Origin of the sequence: Arthrobacter koreensis (assembly GCF_035792275.1) — a bacterium.
GTDB lineage: Bacteria > Actinomycetota > Actinomycetes > Actinomycetales > Micrococcaceae > Arthrobacter_B > Arthrobacter_B koreensis_A.
This window is the reverse complement of the sequence record NZ_JAMWKK010000015.1, coordinates 1-16,722: the sequence shown is the minus strand read 5'-3', so window position 1 is coordinate 16,722 and position 16,722 is coordinate 1. Positions and strand designations below refer to the sequence as shown.

The window sequence follows — 16,722 nt, the reverse complement described above, 5'->3', positions numbered from 1 at the left end:
ATGGCTGATGTTGAACTGACCGGCGGGGAACCTTCCGCCCAGGTACAGGATGACCTGAACTCGCTGCTGGGCACCGCCCTCGGTGTCACGCAGGAACAGCTGGAGGCGCAGGGCGCCTTCCTGCCCGCTGCCCTGGTGGTACAGGCCGACGGCGAGCTGCGGATGGTTGCCGTTTCTCCCGAGGACAGCGACGAGGACCTGGATGCCGAGGCCATGATCGATGACCTCTACACCGTGCTGCGCGACCAGAAGGACCAGAACCGCGCGGTAGCCGTCTTCTCCGACATCACCCTCCCGGACGAGGGCACCGACGCCATCCATGTGGTGGCGGAACACTCCGAGGGCGTCTGCATCTCGGCAATCCAGACGTACTCCCAGGAGAACGGGGCCTGGACGTTCAGCGACCCCATCTGGGAGTCCGGCGAGCCGATCGTCTGGGCTGAAGACACCGAAGCGCCGGCTGAGTCCTAGACCCGCCGGAACTTAAAAGACCAGGCCCCGCGCTCAGCTGCTGAGTGCGGGGCCTGGTCTTTGTGGTTTTACTTCGCGGCGAAGCGCTCCTTGAGTTCAGCCAGCTTGGCCGAGAGCTCCTCCGGCAGTGACTCGCCGAAGCGGGCGTACCACTCGTCGATGCCGGCCAGTTCGGTCTCCCATTCCGCTGGATCCACGCGCACGGCGGCTTCGACGTCGGCCGGGGTCATGTCCAGGCCCTGGAGATCGATCGAATCGCCGGTGGGCACAAAGCCAATCGGGGTTTCGACGGCGTCTGCCTTGCCTTCGAGGCGCTCGATGACCCACTTAAGCACACGGGAGTTCTCGCCGAAACCGGGCCATGCGAAACCGCCGTCGGCGGTGCGGCGGAACCAGTTGACCAGGAAGATGGCCGGGAGCTTCTCCTGGTTGGCCTTGGCGCTGAGGGTGATCCAGTGCTTGAGGTAGTCACCGGCGTCGTAGCCGATGAAGGGCAGCATGGCCATCGGATCGCGGCGGACCACACCCACGGCGCCGGCGGCAGCGGCCGTGGTTTCCGAAGAAAGCGTGGAGCCCATGAAGATGCCGCTGGTCCAGTCCCGGGCCTGGGTCACCAGGGGAACGGTGGTCTTGCGGCGTCCGCCGAAGAGAATCGCGGAGACGGGAACGCCGTTCGGGGAATGGTATTCCTCGGCCAGCATGTCGATCTGGTCGATCGGGGTGCAGAAACGGGAGTTCGGGTGCGCAGCCGGAGTGCCTGCTTCCGGAGTCCAGTCGTTTCCGCGCCAGTCGGTCAGGTGCGCCGGAGTCTCATCGGTCATGCCTTCCCACCAGACGCCGCCGTCGTCGGTCAGCGCCACGTTGGTGAAGATCGAGTTGCCCTTGGCAATGGCACGCATCGCGTTGGGGTTGGTGCTCCAGCCGGTGCCCGGGGCGACGCCGAAGAGGCCTGCCTCCGGGTTGGTGGCACGGAGTTCACCGTCGTGGCCAAAGCGCAGCCAGGTGATGTCGTCGCCGAGCGTCTCGACCTTCCAGCCTTCCACCGTGGGATCCAGCAGTGCCAGGTTGGTCTTGCCGCAGGCCGAGGGGAACGCCGCCGAAACGTAGTAGTCCTTCTTTTCCGGACTGGTGAGCTTCAGGATGAGCATGTGCTCGGCCAGCCAGCCCTCGTCGCGGGCCATGACCGATGCGATGCGCAGGGCGTAGCACTTCTTGCCCAGCAGGGCGTTGCCGCCGTAGCCGGAGCCGTAGGAGTAAATGGAGCGGTCTTCGGGGAAGTGCACAATCCACTTCTCCTCGTTGCACGGCCAGGAAACGTCTTCCTGGCCCTCTTCCAGCGGTGCACCCACGGAGTGCAGGGCCGGCACGAAGAAGGCGTCCAGCTCTTCCATCTTGCGCAGCACATCGGTGCCGATGCGCGCCATGATGCGCATGGAGGCGACCACGTAGGCGCTGTCGGTGATTTCGACGCCGAACTTCGGGTCTTCCGCGTCAAGGTGGCCCATAACGAACGGGATCACGTACATGGTGCGTCCGCGCATTGAACCGGCGAAGAGCCCGTCCAGCTTGGTGCGCATCGCGGCCGGGTCCATCCAGTTGTTGGTGAAGCCGGCGTCTTCTTCCTTCTCGGAGCAGATGAACGTCTGCTCCTCCACACGGGCCACGTCCTTGGGGTCGGAAAACGCCGCAAAGGAGTTCGGGAAGGTTTCCGGGTTCAGACGGACCAGAGTTCCGGCCTCAACCAGTTCATCGGTGAGTGCCTTGTTCTCTGCTTCGGAGCCGTCGACCCAATACACTTCGGCGGGCTGCGTCAGCTCGGCCACTTTCTGGACCCAGGCAAGCAGGGCACTGTGGGTGGTGGGCGCCTCATTGGAGGCCCCCGGGTTCTTGCTGTCCTGCAACTCGCTAGGAGCAGCGTTGCCGCTCTCATCGAGAACTAGCTGACGCGCGTCATCGCCCATGACTCTTCCCTTCGTTGGGTCACTGGTGTTTTTTGATGCTATTTCCCAGCTCAGGCGCTCCAGGGGCGAAAAGATGTTACCTATGTGGCGTGCGCCTCCAAGTTTGCCTAGATTTCAAGGGAAATTCAGCCCCAGGTATGCAGTTGTGTGACGAAGGTCATATAGACCGGTCTAGTTTTTCGCCGTAACGGAACTCGATTGGCGTTCTCCCGGGAACCCCGCTATAGTTATCTACGGCCAAACAGCCACGGAAGAACTTGAAGGAAGCAGGGGAAACCCCGCAACTTCCAGAATATTCCTAAATGCGTGCGTAGCTCAACGGATAGAGCATCTGACTACGGATCAGAAGGTTGGGGGTTCGAATCCCTTCGCGCGCACCACTGAAGAACCCCGCTTGACCAGGTGAAATCCCGGCCAGGCGGGGTTTTTTGCTGTCCGGGTCATCAATCGGCCCGGACAGCACACTTGTCCGCTGCCGCCGGGGCTGAAAGGCTCGGCGGCATGACTGAATTCCTGGAAACAGATGTAGTAGTCCTTGGCGCCGGAGCCGCGGGCGAGAACGCTGCCGGCCGGGTGGTCGGCGCAGGGCTGGAAGCGATCCTCGTGGAATCGGCGCTGGTGGGCGGAGAGTGCTCCTATTGGGCCTGCATGCCGTCCAAGGCGCTGCTTCGTCCCGGCACAGCCCTGGCCGAGGCCCGTGCGGTGGACGGCTCCCGCGAGGCAGTTTCCGGCAGCCTGGACGTTGCGGCCGTCCTGCGGCGCCGCGACTCATTTACCTCTGACTGGGACGACGCGTCGCAGGTGCAGTGGGTCAAGGACACCGGCATCGGGCTGGTCCGCGGCTGGGCGCGCCTAACGGGCGAACGCACCGTGGAAATAACGGACGACGCCGGCACAAGGGTGAACATCGCGGCCCGGCAGGCCGTAGTGCTGGCCACCGGTTCCGTTCCGGTTGAACCGCCCGTGGACGGGCTGGCGGACGTGGACTACTGGGGAACCCGCGAGGCAACCTCCTCCAGCGAGGTTCCCGGCCGCCTGCTGGTCCTGGGAGCAGGAGTGGCCGGCACCGAGCTGGCCCAGGCCTATGCCCGCCTGGGCTCGAAAGTATCAATGGTGGCCCGGCACGGCGTTCTGGACGCAGTGCCGGAGCCGGCAGCACAGCTGGTGGTGGAGGCGCTGGAGGCCGACGGCGTCGAAATCCACACCAACACCACTCCGCAGCGGATCTTCACCGACCCAACTGGTGCGGTCGTCATGGAACTTCCGGACGGCCGGATGCTCAGCGGGGACCGGCTGCTGGTGTCCACCGGCCGCCGGCCCGCCCTGGCCGGCCTCGGCCTGGAGGAACTCGGCCTGGATCCCGACTCGCTGACGACGGATGACTCAGGCCTTGTTGCCGGCTCCGGCACCTGGCTGTACGCCGTTGGCGACGCCGCTGGAAAGGTGCTGCTGACCCATCAGGGCAAGTATGAGGCTCGCGCCGCAGGTTCCGCCATCGCCTCCCGGGCGCGCGGCGAGATCGGCTTCGGCGAGCCGCCGGCGTACAGCCGGTTCGCGGCGACGGCGGACCACACCGCTGTTCCGCAGGTGGTCTTTACCGATCCGGAAGTGGCCATGGTGGGCCTCAGCGCCAAGGACGCTGCAGAGCGGGGTATCCGCGTCAGCGAGACGTCCCTGCCCCTGAGCGTTGCAGGGTCGTCCCTGTTCGCCGACGGATACAGCGGCTGGGCCCAGATGGTGGTGGACGAGGACCGCGGCATCCCTGTGGGCTTCACGTTCGCCGGGCCGGGCGTCGCCGAACTGCTGCATGCCGCCACGATTGCCGTCACGGGCGAAGTTCCGCTCGACCGGCTCTGGCACGCCGTTCCGGCCTACCCCACGATCAGCGAGGTGTGGCTGCGCCTGCTGGAGAAGTACGGCCTGTAGGAGACCTACCCGCGGGGAACCACGAAGTCCGTGATGCGCGCGTCCCGGCCGTCGAGTTCAGCCCACGGCACCTCGACCTCCATCACGGTCAGCCCGGAGGTGGGATAGTGCGTCGCCATTTCCATAACGGCGTCCTCGTCCGAGGTTACGGAAGCCAGGCGCATGGCTACTTCCTGCACACCGGGCATATGGGCGATCACCAGCAGGCTGGTGACGGTCTCCGGCACGTGGTTGATGACGCTGAGGATGCCGGGCGCAGAGGCGTCATACAGCCGGTCTTCCAGTTTGGCCGTCGGGGCCTTCTCCCCCAGTTCATCGCAGACCCAGGTGCAGGTCTGCCGGGTGCGCAGGGCGGAGGAGCAAAGGATGAAGTCCGGAACGGCGTCGTTTTCCCGCATCCAGATCCCGGCCTGCGGGGCATCACGGTGCCCGCGTCCGGAGAGCGGACGCTCATGGTCCGAGGTGACCTCGCGCGGCCAGTCTGCTTTGGCATGCCGCAGCAGCATTAGTTTTTTCCGGTGGTGGCCGCTCATGGGCCAAGTCTATCGGCGCGGAGGTTTCGATCCTGCCGGTCCCGCCGGGCTGCAGGGGCCGCAGCCGGCGAGATAACAGAAAGTGCTGGTCCGGAGTCCCAAACCAGCACTTTCTGCAATCTCGATGCGTGTGGCGGATTCAGCTAGATGCTGTACTCCGGCGCGGCCCAGACAACAACCTCGGGGTGTTCGTAGAACCGGTAGCCCTGGCCCCGGACGGTACGGACCGTGTTGGCCAGGCGCCCCAGCTTGGAGCGCAGGCGGCGGATGTGGACGTCGATGGTCCGCTCGTTCGGCACTTCTTCGGCGTTGCGCCACAGCCCGGAGAGCAGCTCTTCGCGGCCCACCGTCCGTGAAGCGTTCTCCACCAGGTAGTTGAGCAGCTCGAATTCCTTGAACGTGAGGTTCAGGGTCTCTCCGTCGAGGTGCACTTCACGGCGCGAGAGGTCGATCAGCACGCCGGACGGGCGCGGGGCGCTCTGCTGCGCCGGCGAGGGAGAGGAGACTTCCTGCCGCGCGGGCCGGTTGACCGTGGGGTCGCCCAGGGCCTGGCGTACGACGTCGATGTCCGAACCGGCGGCGCCGGCCGGTGCCAGCGCAACGGCAGCGTGGCTCTGGGCCCCGGGCACAAGTGTCTGGACATGCGCGCGGATTTCCTGCGCGAGTTTGGTCAGTGTGGTGCCGCTTGCGGCCGCTGTGTCTTCATCGAGGCCGACGTAGATCACGAACCCGCGGGCAACCGTGTCGCTGCCAACCGACTGCGGCCCGGGAATTCCGGACGGGGCCACCACGGGAGTGGGAGCGGTAATGGGCATTCCTTCATTGAGCGGGGAACGCGGGGATCGGATCCCGGTGGGAACAACCTGGCCGGGGAACTGCTGTCCCGTGACGGGCGTCCCGAACTGGCGGGGGAACCCGGCCGGACGTGCAGGCATTCCTGCTGCCCGGCTCTGGGCATTGCGAAGGGAGATGTGGACGTACCCGGATGCTACTGACATTTTGGGACCTCAGTGGTGAATTGCCGTCTGCACGGCACTATGCAGGGAGTGTGTCCAGGCGAGTGGCGCGGGTTTGCGCCCATCACATGGACTGGTGTGTTGCCTGGGATGGGGGGTGGTTTTCCTAGGCCTGCATTCGACGACAGCAGTTCTTCCCGCCGGCATTCCTGCCGAAAAGAAGATCTGCGACACATGCTGTCGTGTGGATGTTCACGTTACGGATTATTGCATGTAACAAACCCATACGCACAAGTAACAATGGTGCTGATGTCTCACATCGTGGACGCAGCACCCTAGTTTGTGAGTGAAATCACGCGCAGGTCCGGCTGCGCCGAGAATTGCTTGGGGTTTGTCAATCAATATAAATGCCGGTTTTACAAGCATTTTTGTTGAGTAAACCAGTTAACGACGACGGCGGCTCGTAAGCATGCTTACGAACCGCCGGAAGTCAAGCGACTGCTCAAGCGTCCAGATAGTGAGACACTCAGGCGCTGCTGGAGCGCTTTTTGGGCTAGTGGACGATGCCGTAGAGGCGATCTCCAGCATCTCCCAAGCCGGGCACGATATAGGCCTTCTCGTCCAGGCGCTCATCGATGGAGGCCAGCACGATCGTGACGTTGGCGTCAGCCAGTTCCTCTTCAAGGACGCTCAGGCCTTCGGGGGCACCCAGCAGGCAGATGCAGACAATCTCAGCTGCGCCCCGGTTGAACAGGAACTTGATGGCTTCGCGCAGCGTGCCGCCGGTGGCGAGCATCGGATCCAGGACAAACACCTGGCGCCCGGTGAGGTCATCCGGCAGCCGCTCTGCGTAGGTGATGGCCTCGAGGGTCTCCTCGTTGCGGGCCATGCCCAGGAACCCGACTTCTGCGGTGGGCACCAGCCGGGTCATGCCTTCGAGCATGCCCAGTCCGGCACGCAGGATGGGAACCACCAGCGGGGTGGGCTTCACAAGCCCGGTGCCGACCGTAGAGGTGACAGGAGTTTCGATATTGACGGGCTCAACCCGGACATTGCGGGTCGCTTCGTACGCCAGCAGGGTCACGAGTTCTTCGGTGAGGAGCCGGAAGACGGGGGAAGGGGTGTCCTTATCCCGGAGTACCGTCAATTTGTGGGCTACGAGGGGATGATCCACTACTAGTACGCGCATGACTCCAAACTACCACCGAGGCCTGCGCCGAACCGGGCGGAATTACGGCCGCAGGGCCTATTTGGGGGACCATATCCCTATGGAATCCCCCACAGCCGCCCGGGAGGCCTGGATGGGGCTTGCCCTGGAGCAGGCGCACGCCGCCCTGGACACTGCTGACGTCCCCATTGGCGCCGTCGTCGTGGGCCCTGACGGAACCATTCTTGGGACCGGCCGGAACGAACGGGAAGCGACCGGGGATCCCACGGCCCATGCCGAGGTAGTGGCGATCCGCGAAGCCGCAGCCGCCCTGGGTGAATGGCGGCTGGAGGACTGCACCCTGGTGGTGACTTTGGAGCCCTGTGCCATGTGTGCCGGAGCCATTGTGCTGGCGCGGATCCCCCGGGTGGTCTTCGGGGCGTGGGATGAGAAGGCCGGCGCCTCCGGGTCGGTTTTCGAGATCCTGCGCGAGCCGCGGCTGAACCACTGGGTGGAAGTGTTCCCCGGCGTCCGCGAGGAAGAGTGCGCCCGGCTGCTGCGGGAGTTTTTCGGCTCACGGCGTACGTCCCGCGGTTCACACGGCACATAACCATAAGTAGGCTTGCTTTTATTCGTGGAATCCCGAACCCCACCAGCTAGGAGCAGGCATGACTTCAGAGCACCAAGAAGGCGTAGACCGCGTGGTCAAGATTCTTGAACACGCCAAAATCGGCAACCTGACCACCGTGGACCTGCAGGGCAATCTGGTGAGCCGTCCGCTGGAACTCCAGGAGACGGATTCGGACGGCAACCTCTGGTTCTTCACCCAGGACCCCTCCCCCAAGGCCGACGAGATCCGCGCCAACCCGAACGTCAATGTGGCCGTGGAGGACAAAGAGGGTTACCTCTCGGTCAGCGGGCGTGCAGAGATCAGCCATGACCAGGAGAAGATCCAGGAGCTCTGGAAGGCTTCAGCTGCCGCGTGGTTCGAGCAGGGCCGGGAAGATCCGTCCATCGCCCTGATCAAGGTCAACAGCGAGACGGCCGAGTACTGGGTTTCAGATGAGCCCAAGATCGCCAGCATCTTCAAGATCGGCAAGAGCGCGGTAACGGGCCAGACCCCGGATATCGGCAAGAACGACGTCGTCGACCTCTAGCCGGCGCAGACGCCCCGGACCCCGGCAGCCCCGGGTCCGGGGCGTTTTGGGGCTGGAGCCAAACACCCGGTAAGGTTGTTCCGTTGGTGACGTGTCCGAGCGGCCGAAGGTGCAACACTCGAAATGTTGTTTGGTGTAAAAGCCAACGTGGGTTCAAATCCCACCGTCACCGCCAACTGAGAAGGTCCGGATTCCCGTATGGGAACCCGGACCTTTTTGTTTCCCCGAAGCCAGCCGCCCGGCGTTAGCCCAGGGCCTCCCTCAGCGCCTCACCGATAATCCGTGCAGCATCGGGAAAGCGTCCGGGAGCAGGTCCGGAGTAATTGAGGCGCAGGAAACGCCCCGCCGGCTCCGCGGGGAACCAGTCATCCCCGGCCGCAACCACCACTCCCCTTGCCTCGCATTCGCGCGCCAGCGCAGACAGGTTTGTTTCGGCCGGCAGCTGCAGCCACAGGTTCAGCCCGCCGCGGGGAAGCGCCTCGAGGTGTGCTTCCGGTACGTGTTCGCGCAGCGACTCAGCGAGCAGGTCCCTCCGTCCCGTCAGCTGCTGGCGCAGGTTCCGGAGGTGGGTCTTCCATCCGGGGTCGGTGACGACGTCGAGTGCCACAGCCTGGAGGACTCCGCTGACGTACATGGCCTGGGCCTGGCTGTCCGCCCGAATGCGGTCCAGGGCCGGGCCGCGCGCGATGAGCCCGGCCACCCGGACCGCAGGTGAAACGCTTTTTGTCAGGGACCGGATGTACACCACGTGGCCGCTGTCGTCGTGTGCTGCCAGCGGCAGCGACGACGCAGTGATTCCGAAATCATGCGCCCAGTCATCCTCGATCAGGAAGGCTCCGTGCCTGCGCACGATGTCGAGGACGGCCTCCCCCAGGCCAGGGGACCACTGGGCCCCGTTTGGGTTGGCGAAGTTCGGCTGGGCATAGAACGCCCGTGCGCCCGTCTGCTCGAAGGCTCGTTCAAGGTCCTCGGGATGGGGGCCCGACGGGCCGCTGGGCACCGGCACGAGCTGGACGCCAACCTGCGCGGCGGCGACTATCGCTCCCCAGTAGGTCGGCGATTCGATCAGCAGTGGTTTGCCCGCGCCGACAAGCGTGCGGAAAAGGGTACTCAGCCCGTTTTGGCTGCCGGGGATGATGACCACGTCGCCGGAGTTCGGCGCAGTGAGTCCCGGCGGTGTAACGGCCGCGAGTTCCGCGGCGAACCAGGACTGGAGGGCCGGCATACCGGCTGCCGGCGGGCGGCTGAGGGCGGCGTCACTTCTTCCGGCCCGGGTGAACGCCGCCCGCACCAGCCGGTCCGGCACCAGGTCCTTGTCCGGATAGCCGGAGTGCAGGGCCACGACGTCGTTCGACGCCGCCCGCAGCGCCGACGAGGGCAGGGCCATGCCGTGCTGGAGAGGACCAAGCGCGGCCGTCTGCCAGCTGTAATCACCGGGACGGGCGGGCCGGACCGTGCGGACGAACGTACCGACGCCGGGCCGCGCCTCTATCGCTCCCTCACCGATGAGGGTGCGCAGTGCTTTCTGCACGGTGACCGGACTTGCTTCGAACTGGCTGACGAGACTTCGGGTGGAGGGCAGCCGGGCCCCGGGAGGCGCCGTCGCAATCCATTTCCGCACTGCCGAAACGATGCGGTCACTGCTACTGTTGGACATGAAACTAGACGATACCGCTACTCTAAATTCGGCGAAACCGTTATCGGGGATTTCGCCGGGTCTCCTTTGGGGCCTGCTCGGAGTAGCCGCCTTTTCGTTCACCGTGCCGTTCACCCGTATCGCCGTGGCGGACGGGCAGATGTCAGCCCTGTTCATTGGCTCCGGACGGGCAGTGATAGCGGCCTTCCTCGCGGCCGTCGTGCTTCTGCTTACCCGGCAGCGGATTCCCCGCGGATGGCAGTGGATACAGGTGGCTGTGGTCGCCGGAGGGGCGGTGGCGGGCTTCCCCCTTCTCACCTCGTTTGCCCTGACCACGGTTCCTGCGGGCCACGGTGCCGTGGTCATCGCTGCCCTGCCTGCTGCCACGGCCGTGATGGCCGTCCTCAGGACGGGTGAGCGGCCGGCCCGGTGGTTCTGGATTGCTGCGGGGTCCGGGGCAGTCGCGGCACTCGGTTTCGCGCTGCTGCAGGGCGGCGGGTTCGGGTCCCTGCACTGGTCCGACCTGCTGCTCTTTGCCGCCGTTATTGTGTGCGCCGTCGGGTATGCCGAAGGCGGCATCCTGTCCCGGAGCCTTGGCTCATGGCAGACGATTTCCTGGGCGCTGGTTCTCGCCTCACCCGTGATGATCCTGCTGACCGGGCTGGCGGTAGCCCAGCAGCCTCCCGCGGGAACGGCGGCGCAATGGGGAGCCTTTGCCTACCTCTCAGTTGTCAGCATGTTCCTCGGTTTCATTGCCTGGTACCGGGGTTTGGCCATCGGCCCCATGGCGCAGGTGAGCCAGATCCAGCTCACCCAGCCGGTGATGAGCATTTGCTGGGCAGCCCTCTTCCTCCACGAATCGATCGGCTGGCCTACAGTCCTGGGCGGAACGGCCGTGGTTGGCTGCGCCCTGCTGGCCGTCCGGGCGCGGAACCGCGGATCCTCCCGCCCGGAGGGTCATATAAGCGGTGGCGCGCAGCCCGGCGCCAGGCTGGCAGCGTCTCCCTAGCCGGCGTCGTTATCCGGTTTCCCGGGACGGTGCCCCGCAATGGCGGCGCGGGTGTCTCCGGGCTCCGAGCCCTCCTTCTTCCCGAAGGGCAGGACCTTCTTCACCAGGAACAGGATTCCCATGACCACCAGGCCCCAGGCCAGGCCCGCAACCGCGGAGCAGAGGGTGTTCACGAGCCAGCCGAGGAAGCCGCCCACAACCGCTATCCCGGTGAAGGGATGCTCCAGTACGTGCACCAGGTCGTACGGGGCATGCCAGCCAAGGTCCGATGCGCCGACCAGCATGATGTGGCCGCCTACCCAGAGCATGGCGATGGTTCCCACGAAGGTGATGGCAGCCAGCACGGACGGCATGCCCTTGACCAGCAGTCCTCCCACGCGCTTGGAGGCCGGGGAGTCCTTGGATGCCAGATGCAGGCCAATGTCGTCCATCTTCACGATCAGCCCGACGGCACCGTAGACGAGCACGGTGATCGCGATCGCCACGACCACCAGGATCACGGCGCGGACCCAGATGGATGCGTCGCCTACCTCATTCATGGCGATGACCATGATCTCGCAGGAGAGGATGAAGTCGGTGGTGATGGCCCCCTTAACCACCTTGGACTCGGCGTCCGGCCCCCGTTCCACGGCAGGTTGCTTCTTCGCCTCGTGGTGGCCGAAGAACTTGTGCCATACCTTTTCGGCGCCCTCGTAGCAGAGGTAGGTGCCGCCGAGCATCAGGATGAACGGAATGATCCACGGGATGAAGGCACTGACCAGCAGGAGTGCCGGAAGGATGATGAGCAGCTTGTTGCGCAGCGAGCCCCAGAAGATCTTCTTGATCATCGGCAGTTCGCGGGACGGGTCAGCGCCGGAGACGTACTGCGGCGTCACCGCGGCGTCGTCAATAACGACGCCGGCGGCCTTGGCTCCCGCTTTCGCGGCACCTGCTGCGATGTCATCCACCGAGGCGGCCGCGATGCGGGCCAGGGCAGCGACGTCGTCCAGCAGGGCGACGAGCCCGCCGCTCACTGTCCGCCGCCGGTGAGGAAGAGGGGATGCTGGGTAGCGCCGTTCAGGCGCGGAATTGCCATACCGGGATTATAGGTCCGCGGCGCTCCGTGGCCATGGTCATTCCCGTTGCCGCCACGGGGCCGGGAAGCTACCTTTCGAGGCGTGGACACATCATTCAGCGCGGAGGTGTTTCAGTGGCGCGGCCCGCCGCCGTTCTACTGGGTCCTGCTGTCCGAAGACGCGGCTGACTATGTTCGTGCCTGCGCCTCCGAAGCCACATACGGATGGGGTGCAATACCCGTCAGTGTCCGGATCGGGGAGTCCGGTTGGGAGACGTCCCTGCTTCCCCCCAGCGGAGGTTACGCCCTGCCCCTGAGGAAGGACGTCAGGGTTCAGGAAGACATAGCGGACGGCGATACGGTGGCGGTTGAGCTGAGCGTGGCCCCGCGCGGTGGCCGGGGCGCCTACGGACTTGGACGCCGGGGCCCCTAACTGTCCCGGCTCGGCCAGGCCCGGTTCTCCGCACAGCACCGCCGCCGCCCTGTCCGCCGCCCTCCCGGCCTGCTAGTGTCCTGCCCTCAGCCAACCGGCTCTGCAACGGCCACAGAACGGGAGAATTCCGTGAGCGTAAGGATCCTGCGGGCGGACGGCCCGGTGGAGGAACTCGACGACGAAGAGAACGGCACCCGCTACGCCTACCAGGTGGCACCCGGCGGAGTCCTGCTGGTGATGGAATGCCCCGACGACGGCAAGTGGCTGGTGCGCAAGGAAGTCTCTGCCAACCGCTGGAACGAGGTGTCCGGACGCCGCTACATCGGCGATGTGACCGGCGTCGGCGGGATTGAGGGCGGCAAGGCAGACGGACGGCCCAAGTCCACGAAGCTGCCCCCGCCCTAGCGGGAATCAGCCGGCCCAGAAGTCCCGCATCGCCGCAGCCGCCTCCGCGCCCTGGCGCCGTCCGGCCGCCGACGCCGGAATCCGGGTGGAGCGCAGCAGCGGATTAGCCCCGAAGTCCCGCAGTGCCGCGTCGTCTGCCTCGATGACAAACGTACTGCTGTGCTGCTGCAGCTTCGCCAGTGCCTGCGGCAGGCTGGGGCCGAACGGACTCACGGGTGCTTCCGGTCCGCAGGCCAGCACCAGCACCTTTCCGTACCCCTCGGCGACGTCGGCGTTGGTAGCCGAGCGCATGCCGCCGTCCATGTAGGGCCGGCCCAGGATGGTCACCGGCGGCCAGACCGTGGGCACCGCGCAGCTGGCGGCAACCGCACGGGCAAGCTCGACGTCGGAGGTCGCGTCCATGACCGTGAAGGATCCGTCCTCCGCATCCACCACCGCAATCCCAAACGGTTTGTCCGGCCACTCGGGCTGCGGCAGGAGGGAACGGATGCTGGAGACCCACTCGCCTTCGGTCATCACCGCCGGAGTGGTGCGCGCCAGCTGGCCTACCCGCGCCCGGGCCGCCTTCTCATCGCCGTCGCCCCGCCCCGCCGTCGCGGTGAGCTCAATGAAGGCTTCGCTGCTGAAGCCGCTGGGGTCCTGGTACGGAACATCGGTTCCCTGCGCTGCCAGCGCCTCCCCGGCGTCGTCGAGCTGCGCCTTCAGGACCTGGAGCAGCAGGCCGGAGCGCAGTGCCGCGCCCACCATGGACCCCGCGGAGGTTCCGACCACCAGGTCCGCCGCGTTGAGGTCAATTCCCTCGTCCAGCAGTGCCGCCAGCACACCCATCTCCCATGCGATCCCCGCTACTCCCCCGCCTCCGAGGACAACCGCCCGTGTCTGGCTCATGCTCTGCACTCCGTTCGTTTACGGCCCAATGCCCGGGAGTCTAGACCTGCGGGCCGCCCGGCGGCAGCCGCGCCGTGCGTTTCTGCCCCGGCCGCGGCCGGTATTGAATAGAGGCATGGCATTACGCGTTCTGATGGTCGGCCGCAAGCACGAGGACTGGGTTGTCGACGGGATCCGCCGCTACGAAAAGCGGTTGAAGAAGCCCTTCGACCTGTCCTGGGTCTCGATTCCGCACTCCGCCCGGGAAAACGACGCCGCCCGCAAGGAGGAATCCGAGCGGCTCCTGGCCAAGCTCGGCAGCGATTATGTGATCCTGCTTGATGAGCGAGGCAAGGCCATCACCTCCCCGCAGCTGGCCCGGACGCTGCAGAAGCCGCTGGACAGCTCGCGCAACGTCACGCTGATCATCGGCGGCGCCTACGGCGTGGACCAAAGCGTGCACGACCGCGCGGATTTCGTCTGGTCCCTCTCCCCGCTGGTGTTTCCCCACCAGCTGGTCCGCCTGATCCTCGCGGAGCAGGTCTACCGGGCCCAGGAGATCGCGGCCGGCCGCCCGTACCACCACGAATAGGCTGCCGGTCCGTAACAATTCGGTGTGCTTTGGGACGGCCCCGCGGTGCGGTTTGACCACGTCACGCCGCAGGTTCAGGGTGAACCCATGAGAACCAAGGTTTCCGCTTCCCCGTCCCTCCTCATTGCCGGGCTGCTCGCAGCCGGCCTGGTCCTGACGGGCTGCGGCGGAAGCAACAATGCGGAAGAATCACCGTCCCCTTCGGCCAGCCCGACGGCGAGCGCTACGCCCAGTGCCTCCGCATCCGGTTCTGCTTCCGCCAGCGCGACGGCGGGGCCGCAGGCTTCGGGACCCGCAGACGGCGCCGCGCTGTGCACGGCGGACAAACTCTCCGCCACGATCGAAGACACCCCCGGCGGCGGTGCTGCCGGCAGCGTCTACCGGGACCTGGTCCTGACGAATACCTCATCCGAAGCATGCACGACCTTCGGCTACCCGGGTGTCTCCTACCTCGGACAGTCAGGAACCCAGGTCGGCGCCCCTGCCATCCGGTCCGAGGGAGCTGAAGCGCTCACCGTGACACTTGAACCGGGGCAGTCCGCGGCTGCTTCGCTGCAGGAAACCCGCCCGGAGAACTACGGTGACGAATGTTCCAGGGTGCCGGTCTCCGGACTCCGCATCTTCCCTCCGGATGACACTGCCTACCTCAACATCTCGCGGGCCGGGTACGGCTGCAGCAGCGAAAACGCCCAGCTTCTGCAGGTCGGCCCGCTGGCCGGGCCGCGTTAACACAGGGTCCTTCGAGGAGCCAAAACCGCCAGCTGGCAAATTAGCCGTCCAGTTCCCCACTTGGCATACTGATGGGCACTTGTGGCCTGCGCCACCGTTTTCTCCGTGCGCACAGGCCGCTCTGACCCTGACCAACGTGATACGGAACTGAACCGGAACGGCTACATGACTGACGAAACGTACAAGCTGATTGCCCTGATTATCTACCTGGCCGCCATGCTGGGCATCGGGTGGTGGGCCTACCGCCGCACCTCGAACCTGGATGACTACATGCTCGCCGGACGGGGACTCAAGCCAGGCGTCGCAGCGCTCAGTGCCGGTGCCTCGGATATGTCCGGCTGGCTGCTGATGGGACTGCCGGGCGCCATCTACCTCGCCGGGCTCACGGAGGCCTGGATCGCCGTCGGACTCACCGTCGGTGCGTGGCTGAACTGGAAGTTTGTGGCGCCCAGGCTGCGCTCCTACACGCTGGTGGCCAACAACTCGATCACGGTGCCGAGCTTCCTGGAGAACCGGCTCAAGGACCGCAGCCGGCTGCTGCGCGTGGTTTCCGGCGTCATCATCCTGGTCTTCTTCACCTTCTACGTTTCCTCCGGCATGGTGGCCGGCGGAGTCTTCTTCGAGAGCTCCTTCGGCTCCAGCTACACCACCGGCATGCTGATCGTGGGCGGCGTGACCATTGCGTACACCCTCTTCGGCGGGTTCCTGGGGGCCAGCTACACCGATGTGGTGCAGGGCCTGATGATGCTGCTCGCGCTTATCGCCGTTCCGGTTGTGGGCATCTTCCTGGTGGGCGGGCCGTCCGGCATGGCCGAGTCGCTGCGCGAAATCGATCCGGACATGCTTAACCCGATTGCGGGCACGACGGCGCTGGCCGTAATCTCGGCCCTCGCCTGGGGCCTGGGCTACTTTGGGCAGCCGCACATCATCGTCCGCTTTATGGCCCTGCGCTCCCCCGCCGACGCGGTCGCCGGCCGCCGCATCGGCGTGGGCTGGATGCTGCTGAGCGTCATCGGTGCCGTGTTCACGGCCCTGGTTGGTGCTGCCTACTTCCAGCAGAACGACCTGACCCTCAGCGATCCCGAAGCCGTGTTCCTGAGCATGGCGCAGGCCCTGTTCCACCCGCTGGTGGCCGGGTTTGTGCTGGCCGCCGTCCTGGCCGCGATCATGAGCACCATTTCCTCCCAGCTGATCGTCACCTCCTCCGCGCTCGTGGAGGACCTGTACAAGATCGTGGTCAAGAAGGACGCGTCCCAGCGGATGCTTGTGATGCTTGGCCGCGCTGCGGTCCTGGTGGTCTCCGTGGTATCCATCGTCCTGGCACTGGACCGCAGCAACTCGATCCTGGACCTGGTTGGCTTTGCCTGGGCCGGCTTCGGCGCTGCCTTCGGCCCCACCATCCTGCTGTGCCTGTTCTGGCGCCGCCTCACCACCGCTGGCGCCCTGGCCGGCATGGCTGCCGGCGCGGTCACCGCGTTCGTGTGGGGCAGCTCGGAGCTCTCCGCCACCCTGTACGAGATCATCCCCGGGTTCGCCGTGAACCTGGTCCTCGCCGTCGTCGTCAGCCTGCTCACCCGTGCCCCGGACGGCATGGACAGCGACTTCGACGAGGCACGGGACCTCGCCCGGCGCGGTGCCGGCGAGCCGGAGACCGTTCCTGCCGGCTAACTCCGAGCCGTCCCCTCCAAGCGAGATGACAGTTAGGGCTCTTTAGAGCTCGGCGGGTTCTAGCGGTCGTTGCAACACCTGAGAATTTCGGGAGTTGCAACGACCGTGTCTGTTTCATCAGGAAAGCAGTCCCGTCCGCGGCATAGCGCGGAGCAGAGAGCAGCGTTCTTCGTGGTCT

At 65.7% G+C, this 16,722-nt stretch carries 17 protein-coding genes and 2 tRNA genes; 12 read left to right on the top strand and 7 right to left on the bottom strand.

The window, feature by feature from the left end; genetic code table 11:
* Window positions 1-471, top strand: a complete 471-nt coding sequence (locus NGB94_RS14150; protein WP_325791322.1) for a hypothetical protein — start codon at window positions 1-3, stop codon at window positions 469-471.
* 68 nt (window positions 472-539) lie between these two features.
* Here NGB94_RS14150 and NGB94_RS14145 read toward each other — a convergent pair whose 3' ends face one another.
* Entirely contained in the window at window positions 540-2,432 is a 1,893-nt protein-coding gene (locus NGB94_RS14145) for a phosphoenolpyruvate carboxykinase (GTP) (protein ID WP_325791321.1), read from the bottom strand.
* 304 nt (window positions 2,433-2,736) lie between these two features.
* Between NGB94_RS14145 and NGB94_RS14140 the strand changes: the two genes are divergently transcribed.
* Both NGB94_RS14140 and NGB94_RS14135 read left to right on the top strand, forming a co-directional pair.
* Window positions 2,737-2,812 (top strand) — tRNA-Arg (locus NGB94_RS14140).
* Between the two features lie 121 nt (window positions 2,813-2,933).
* On the top strand, window positions 2,934-4,358 hold the full coding sequence (locus NGB94_RS14135; protein WP_325791320.1) for an NAD(P)/FAD-dependent oxidoreductase: 1,425 nt from the start codon (window positions 2,934-2,936) through the stop codon (window positions 4,356-4,358).
* 5 nt (window positions 4,359-4,363) lie between these two features.
* On the opposite strand, the gene NGB94_RS14130 is transcribed toward NGB94_RS14135, so the two are convergent.
* The 3 genes from NGB94_RS14130 to upp all read right to left on the bottom strand — a co-directional run bounded on the left by NGB94_RS14130 (window position 4,364) and on the right by upp (window position 7,036).
* Entirely contained in the window at window positions 4,364-4,891 is a 528-nt protein-coding gene (locus NGB94_RS14130; RefSeq protein WP_325791319.1) for a histidine phosphatase family protein, read from the bottom strand.
* A gap of 143 nt (window positions 4,892-5,034) precedes the next feature.
* The gene (locus NGB94_RS14125) at window positions 5,035-5,889 is read right to left on the bottom strand and encodes a winged helix-turn-helix domain-containing protein (protein ID WP_325791318.1); all 855 of its coding nucleotides are present in this window, start codon (window positions 5,887-5,889) and stop codon (window positions 5,035-5,037) included.
* Window positions 5,890-6,400: 511 nt separating this feature from the next.
* Entirely contained in the window at window positions 6,401-7,036 is a 636-nt protein-coding gene (gene upp, locus NGB94_RS14120) for a uracil phosphoribosyltransferase (RefSeq protein ID WP_325791317.1), read from the bottom strand.
* A 79-nt stretch (window positions 7,037-7,115) separates the two neighbouring features.
* Between upp and tadA the strand changes: the two genes are divergently transcribed.
* The 3 genes from tadA to NGB94_RS14105 all read left to right on the top strand — a co-directional run bounded on the left by tadA (window position 7,116) and on the right by NGB94_RS14105 (window position 8,326).
* Window positions 7,116-7,604: a tRNA adenosine(34) deaminase TadA gene (gene tadA / locus NGB94_RS14115; protein ID WP_325791316.1), complete on the top strand. Its 489-nt coding sequence runs from the start codon at window positions 7,116-7,118 to the stop codon at window positions 7,602-7,604.
* Between the two features lie 58 nt (window positions 7,605-7,662).
* Window positions 7,663-8,151, top strand: coding sequence for a pyridoxamine 5'-phosphate oxidase family protein (locus NGB94_RS14110; RefSeq protein ID WP_325791315.1), 489 nt, complete (start codon window positions 7,663-7,665; stop codon window positions 8,149-8,151).
* Window positions 8,152-8,236: 85 nt separating this feature from the next.
* Window positions 8,237-8,326: transfer RNA gene (locus NGB94_RS14105), tRNA-Ser, on the top strand.
* Between the two features lie 69 nt (window positions 8,327-8,395).
* Here the strand turns inward: NGB94_RS14105 and NGB94_RS14100 are convergent.
* Window positions 8,396-9,808 (bottom strand): PLP-dependent aminotransferase family protein, encoded by a 1,413-nt coding sequence (locus NGB94_RS14100; protein WP_325791313.1) that lies wholly within the window; start codon window positions 9,806-9,808, stop codon window positions 8,396-8,398.
* Between NGB94_RS14100 and NGB94_RS14095 the strand changes: the two genes are divergently transcribed.
* The gene (locus tag NGB94_RS14095) at window positions 9,807-10,796 is read left to right on the top strand and encodes a DMT family transporter (protein ID WP_325791312.1); all 990 of its coding nucleotides are present in this window, start codon (window positions 9,807-9,809) and stop codon (window positions 10,794-10,796) included. The genes NGB94_RS14100 and NGB94_RS14095 overlap by 2 nt on opposite strands.
* Here the strand turns inward: NGB94_RS14095 and NGB94_RS14090 are convergent.
* Entirely contained in the window at window positions 10,793-11,809 is a 1,017-nt protein-coding gene (locus tag NGB94_RS14090) for a DUF808 domain-containing protein (RefSeq protein WP_325791311.1), read from the bottom strand. The two genes, NGB94_RS14095 and NGB94_RS14090, sit on opposite strands and share 4 nt — an antisense overlap.
* Window positions 11,810-11,953: 144 nt before the next feature.
* Between NGB94_RS14090 and NGB94_RS14085 the strand changes: the two genes are divergently transcribed.
* Together NGB94_RS14085 and NGB94_RS14080 are read left to right on the top strand one after the other, a co-directional pair.
* The gene (locus tag NGB94_RS14085; RefSeq protein ID WP_325791310.1) at window positions 11,954-12,283 is read left to right on the top strand and encodes a DUF1905 domain-containing protein; all 330 of its coding nucleotides are present in this window, start codon (window positions 11,954-11,956) and stop codon (window positions 12,281-12,283) included.
* 129 nt (window positions 12,284-12,412) lie between these two features.
* The gene (locus tag NGB94_RS14080; protein ID WP_325791309.1) at window positions 12,413-12,688 is read left to right on the top strand and encodes a hypothetical protein; all 276 of its coding nucleotides are present in this window, start codon (window positions 12,413-12,415) and stop codon (window positions 12,686-12,688) included.
* Window positions 12,689-12,694: 6 nt separating this feature from the next.
* On the opposite strand, the gene NGB94_RS14075 is transcribed toward NGB94_RS14080, so the two are convergent.
* Window positions 12,695-13,576: a patatin-like phospholipase family protein gene (locus NGB94_RS14075; protein WP_325791307.1), complete on the bottom strand. Its 882-nt coding sequence runs from the start codon at window positions 13,574-13,576 to the stop codon at window positions 12,695-12,697.
* A 115-nt stretch (window positions 13,577-13,691) separates the two neighbouring features.
* Between NGB94_RS14075 and rlmH the strand changes: the two genes are divergently transcribed.
* The 3 genes from rlmH (at window position 13,692) to putP (ending at window position 16,544) form a co-directional block, all read left to right on the top strand.
* The gene (gene rlmH, locus NGB94_RS14070; RefSeq protein WP_325791306.1) at window positions 13,692-14,147 is read left to right on the top strand and encodes a 23S rRNA (pseudouridine(1915)-N(3))-methyltransferase RlmH; all 456 of its coding nucleotides are present in this window, start codon (window positions 13,692-13,694) and stop codon (window positions 14,145-14,147) included.
* Window positions 14,148-14,234: 87 nt separating this feature from the next.
* Complete coding sequence (locus tag NGB94_RS14065; protein ID WP_325791305.1) at window positions 14,235-14,876, top strand: DUF4232 domain-containing protein; 642 nt, start codon at window positions 14,235-14,237, stop codon at window positions 14,874-14,876.
* A gap of 165 nt (window positions 14,877-15,041) precedes the next feature.
* On the top strand, window positions 15,042-16,544 hold the full coding sequence (putP, locus tag NGB94_RS14060; protein ID WP_325791304.1) for a sodium/proline symporter PutP: 1,503 nt from the start codon (window positions 15,042-15,044) through the stop codon (window positions 16,542-16,544).
* Window positions 16,545-16,722 lie beyond the last annotated feature (178 nt).

Bases quoted from the DNA above. Each gene is read 5' to 3' on its own strand.
- NGB94_RS14150 (WP_325791322.1), top strand. From the start codon at position 1: ATGGCTGATGTTGAACTGACCGGCGGGGAACCTTCCGCCCAGGTACAG.
- NGB94_RS14145 (WP_325791321.1), bottom strand. From the start codon at position 2,432: ATGGGCGATGACGCGCGTCAGCTAGTTCTCGATGAGAGCGGCAACGCT.
- NGB94_RS14135 (WP_325791320.1), top strand. From the start codon at position 2,934: ATGACTGAATTCCTGGAAACAGATGTAGTAGTCCTTGGCGCCGGAGCC.
- NGB94_RS14130 (WP_325791319.1), bottom strand. From the start codon at position 4,891: ATGAGCGGCCACCACCGGAAAAAACTAATGCTGCTGCGGCATGCCAAA.
- NGB94_RS14125 (WP_325791318.1), bottom strand. From the start codon at position 5,889: ATGTCAGTAGCATCCGGGTACGTCCACATCTCCCTTCGCAATGCCCAG.
- upp (WP_325791317.1), bottom strand. From the start codon at position 7,036: ATGCGCGTACTAGTAGTGGATCATCCCCTCGTAGCCCACAAATTGACG.
- tadA (WP_325791316.1), top strand. From the start codon at position 7,116: ATGGAATCCCCCACAGCCGCCCGGGAGGCCTGGATGGGGCTTGCCCTG.
- NGB94_RS14110 (WP_325791315.1), top strand. From the start codon at position 7,663: ATGACTTCAGAGCACCAAGAAGGCGTAGACCGCGTGGTCAAGATTCTT.
- NGB94_RS14095 (WP_325791312.1), top strand. From the start codon at position 9,807: ATGAAACTAGACGATACCGCTACTCTAAATTCGGCGAAACCGTTATCG.
- NGB94_RS14100 (WP_325791313.1), bottom strand. From the start codon at position 9,808: ATGTCCAACAGTAGCAGTGACCGCATCGTTTCGGCAGTGCGGAAATGG.
- NGB94_RS14075 (WP_325791307.1), bottom strand. From the start codon at position 13,576: ATGAGCCAGACACGGGCGGTTGTCCTCGGAGGCGGGGGAGTAGCGGGG.
- rlmH (WP_325791306.1), top strand. From the start codon at position 13,692: ATGGCATTACGCGTTCTGATGGTCGGCCGCAAGCACGAGGACTGGGTT.
- NGB94_RS14065 (WP_325791305.1), top strand. From the start codon at position 14,235: ATGAGAACCAAGGTTTCCGCTTCCCCGTCCCTCCTCATTGCCGGGCTG.
- putP (WP_325791304.1), top strand. From the start codon at position 15,042: ATGACTGACGAAACGTACAAGCTGATTGCCCTGATTATCTACCTGGCC.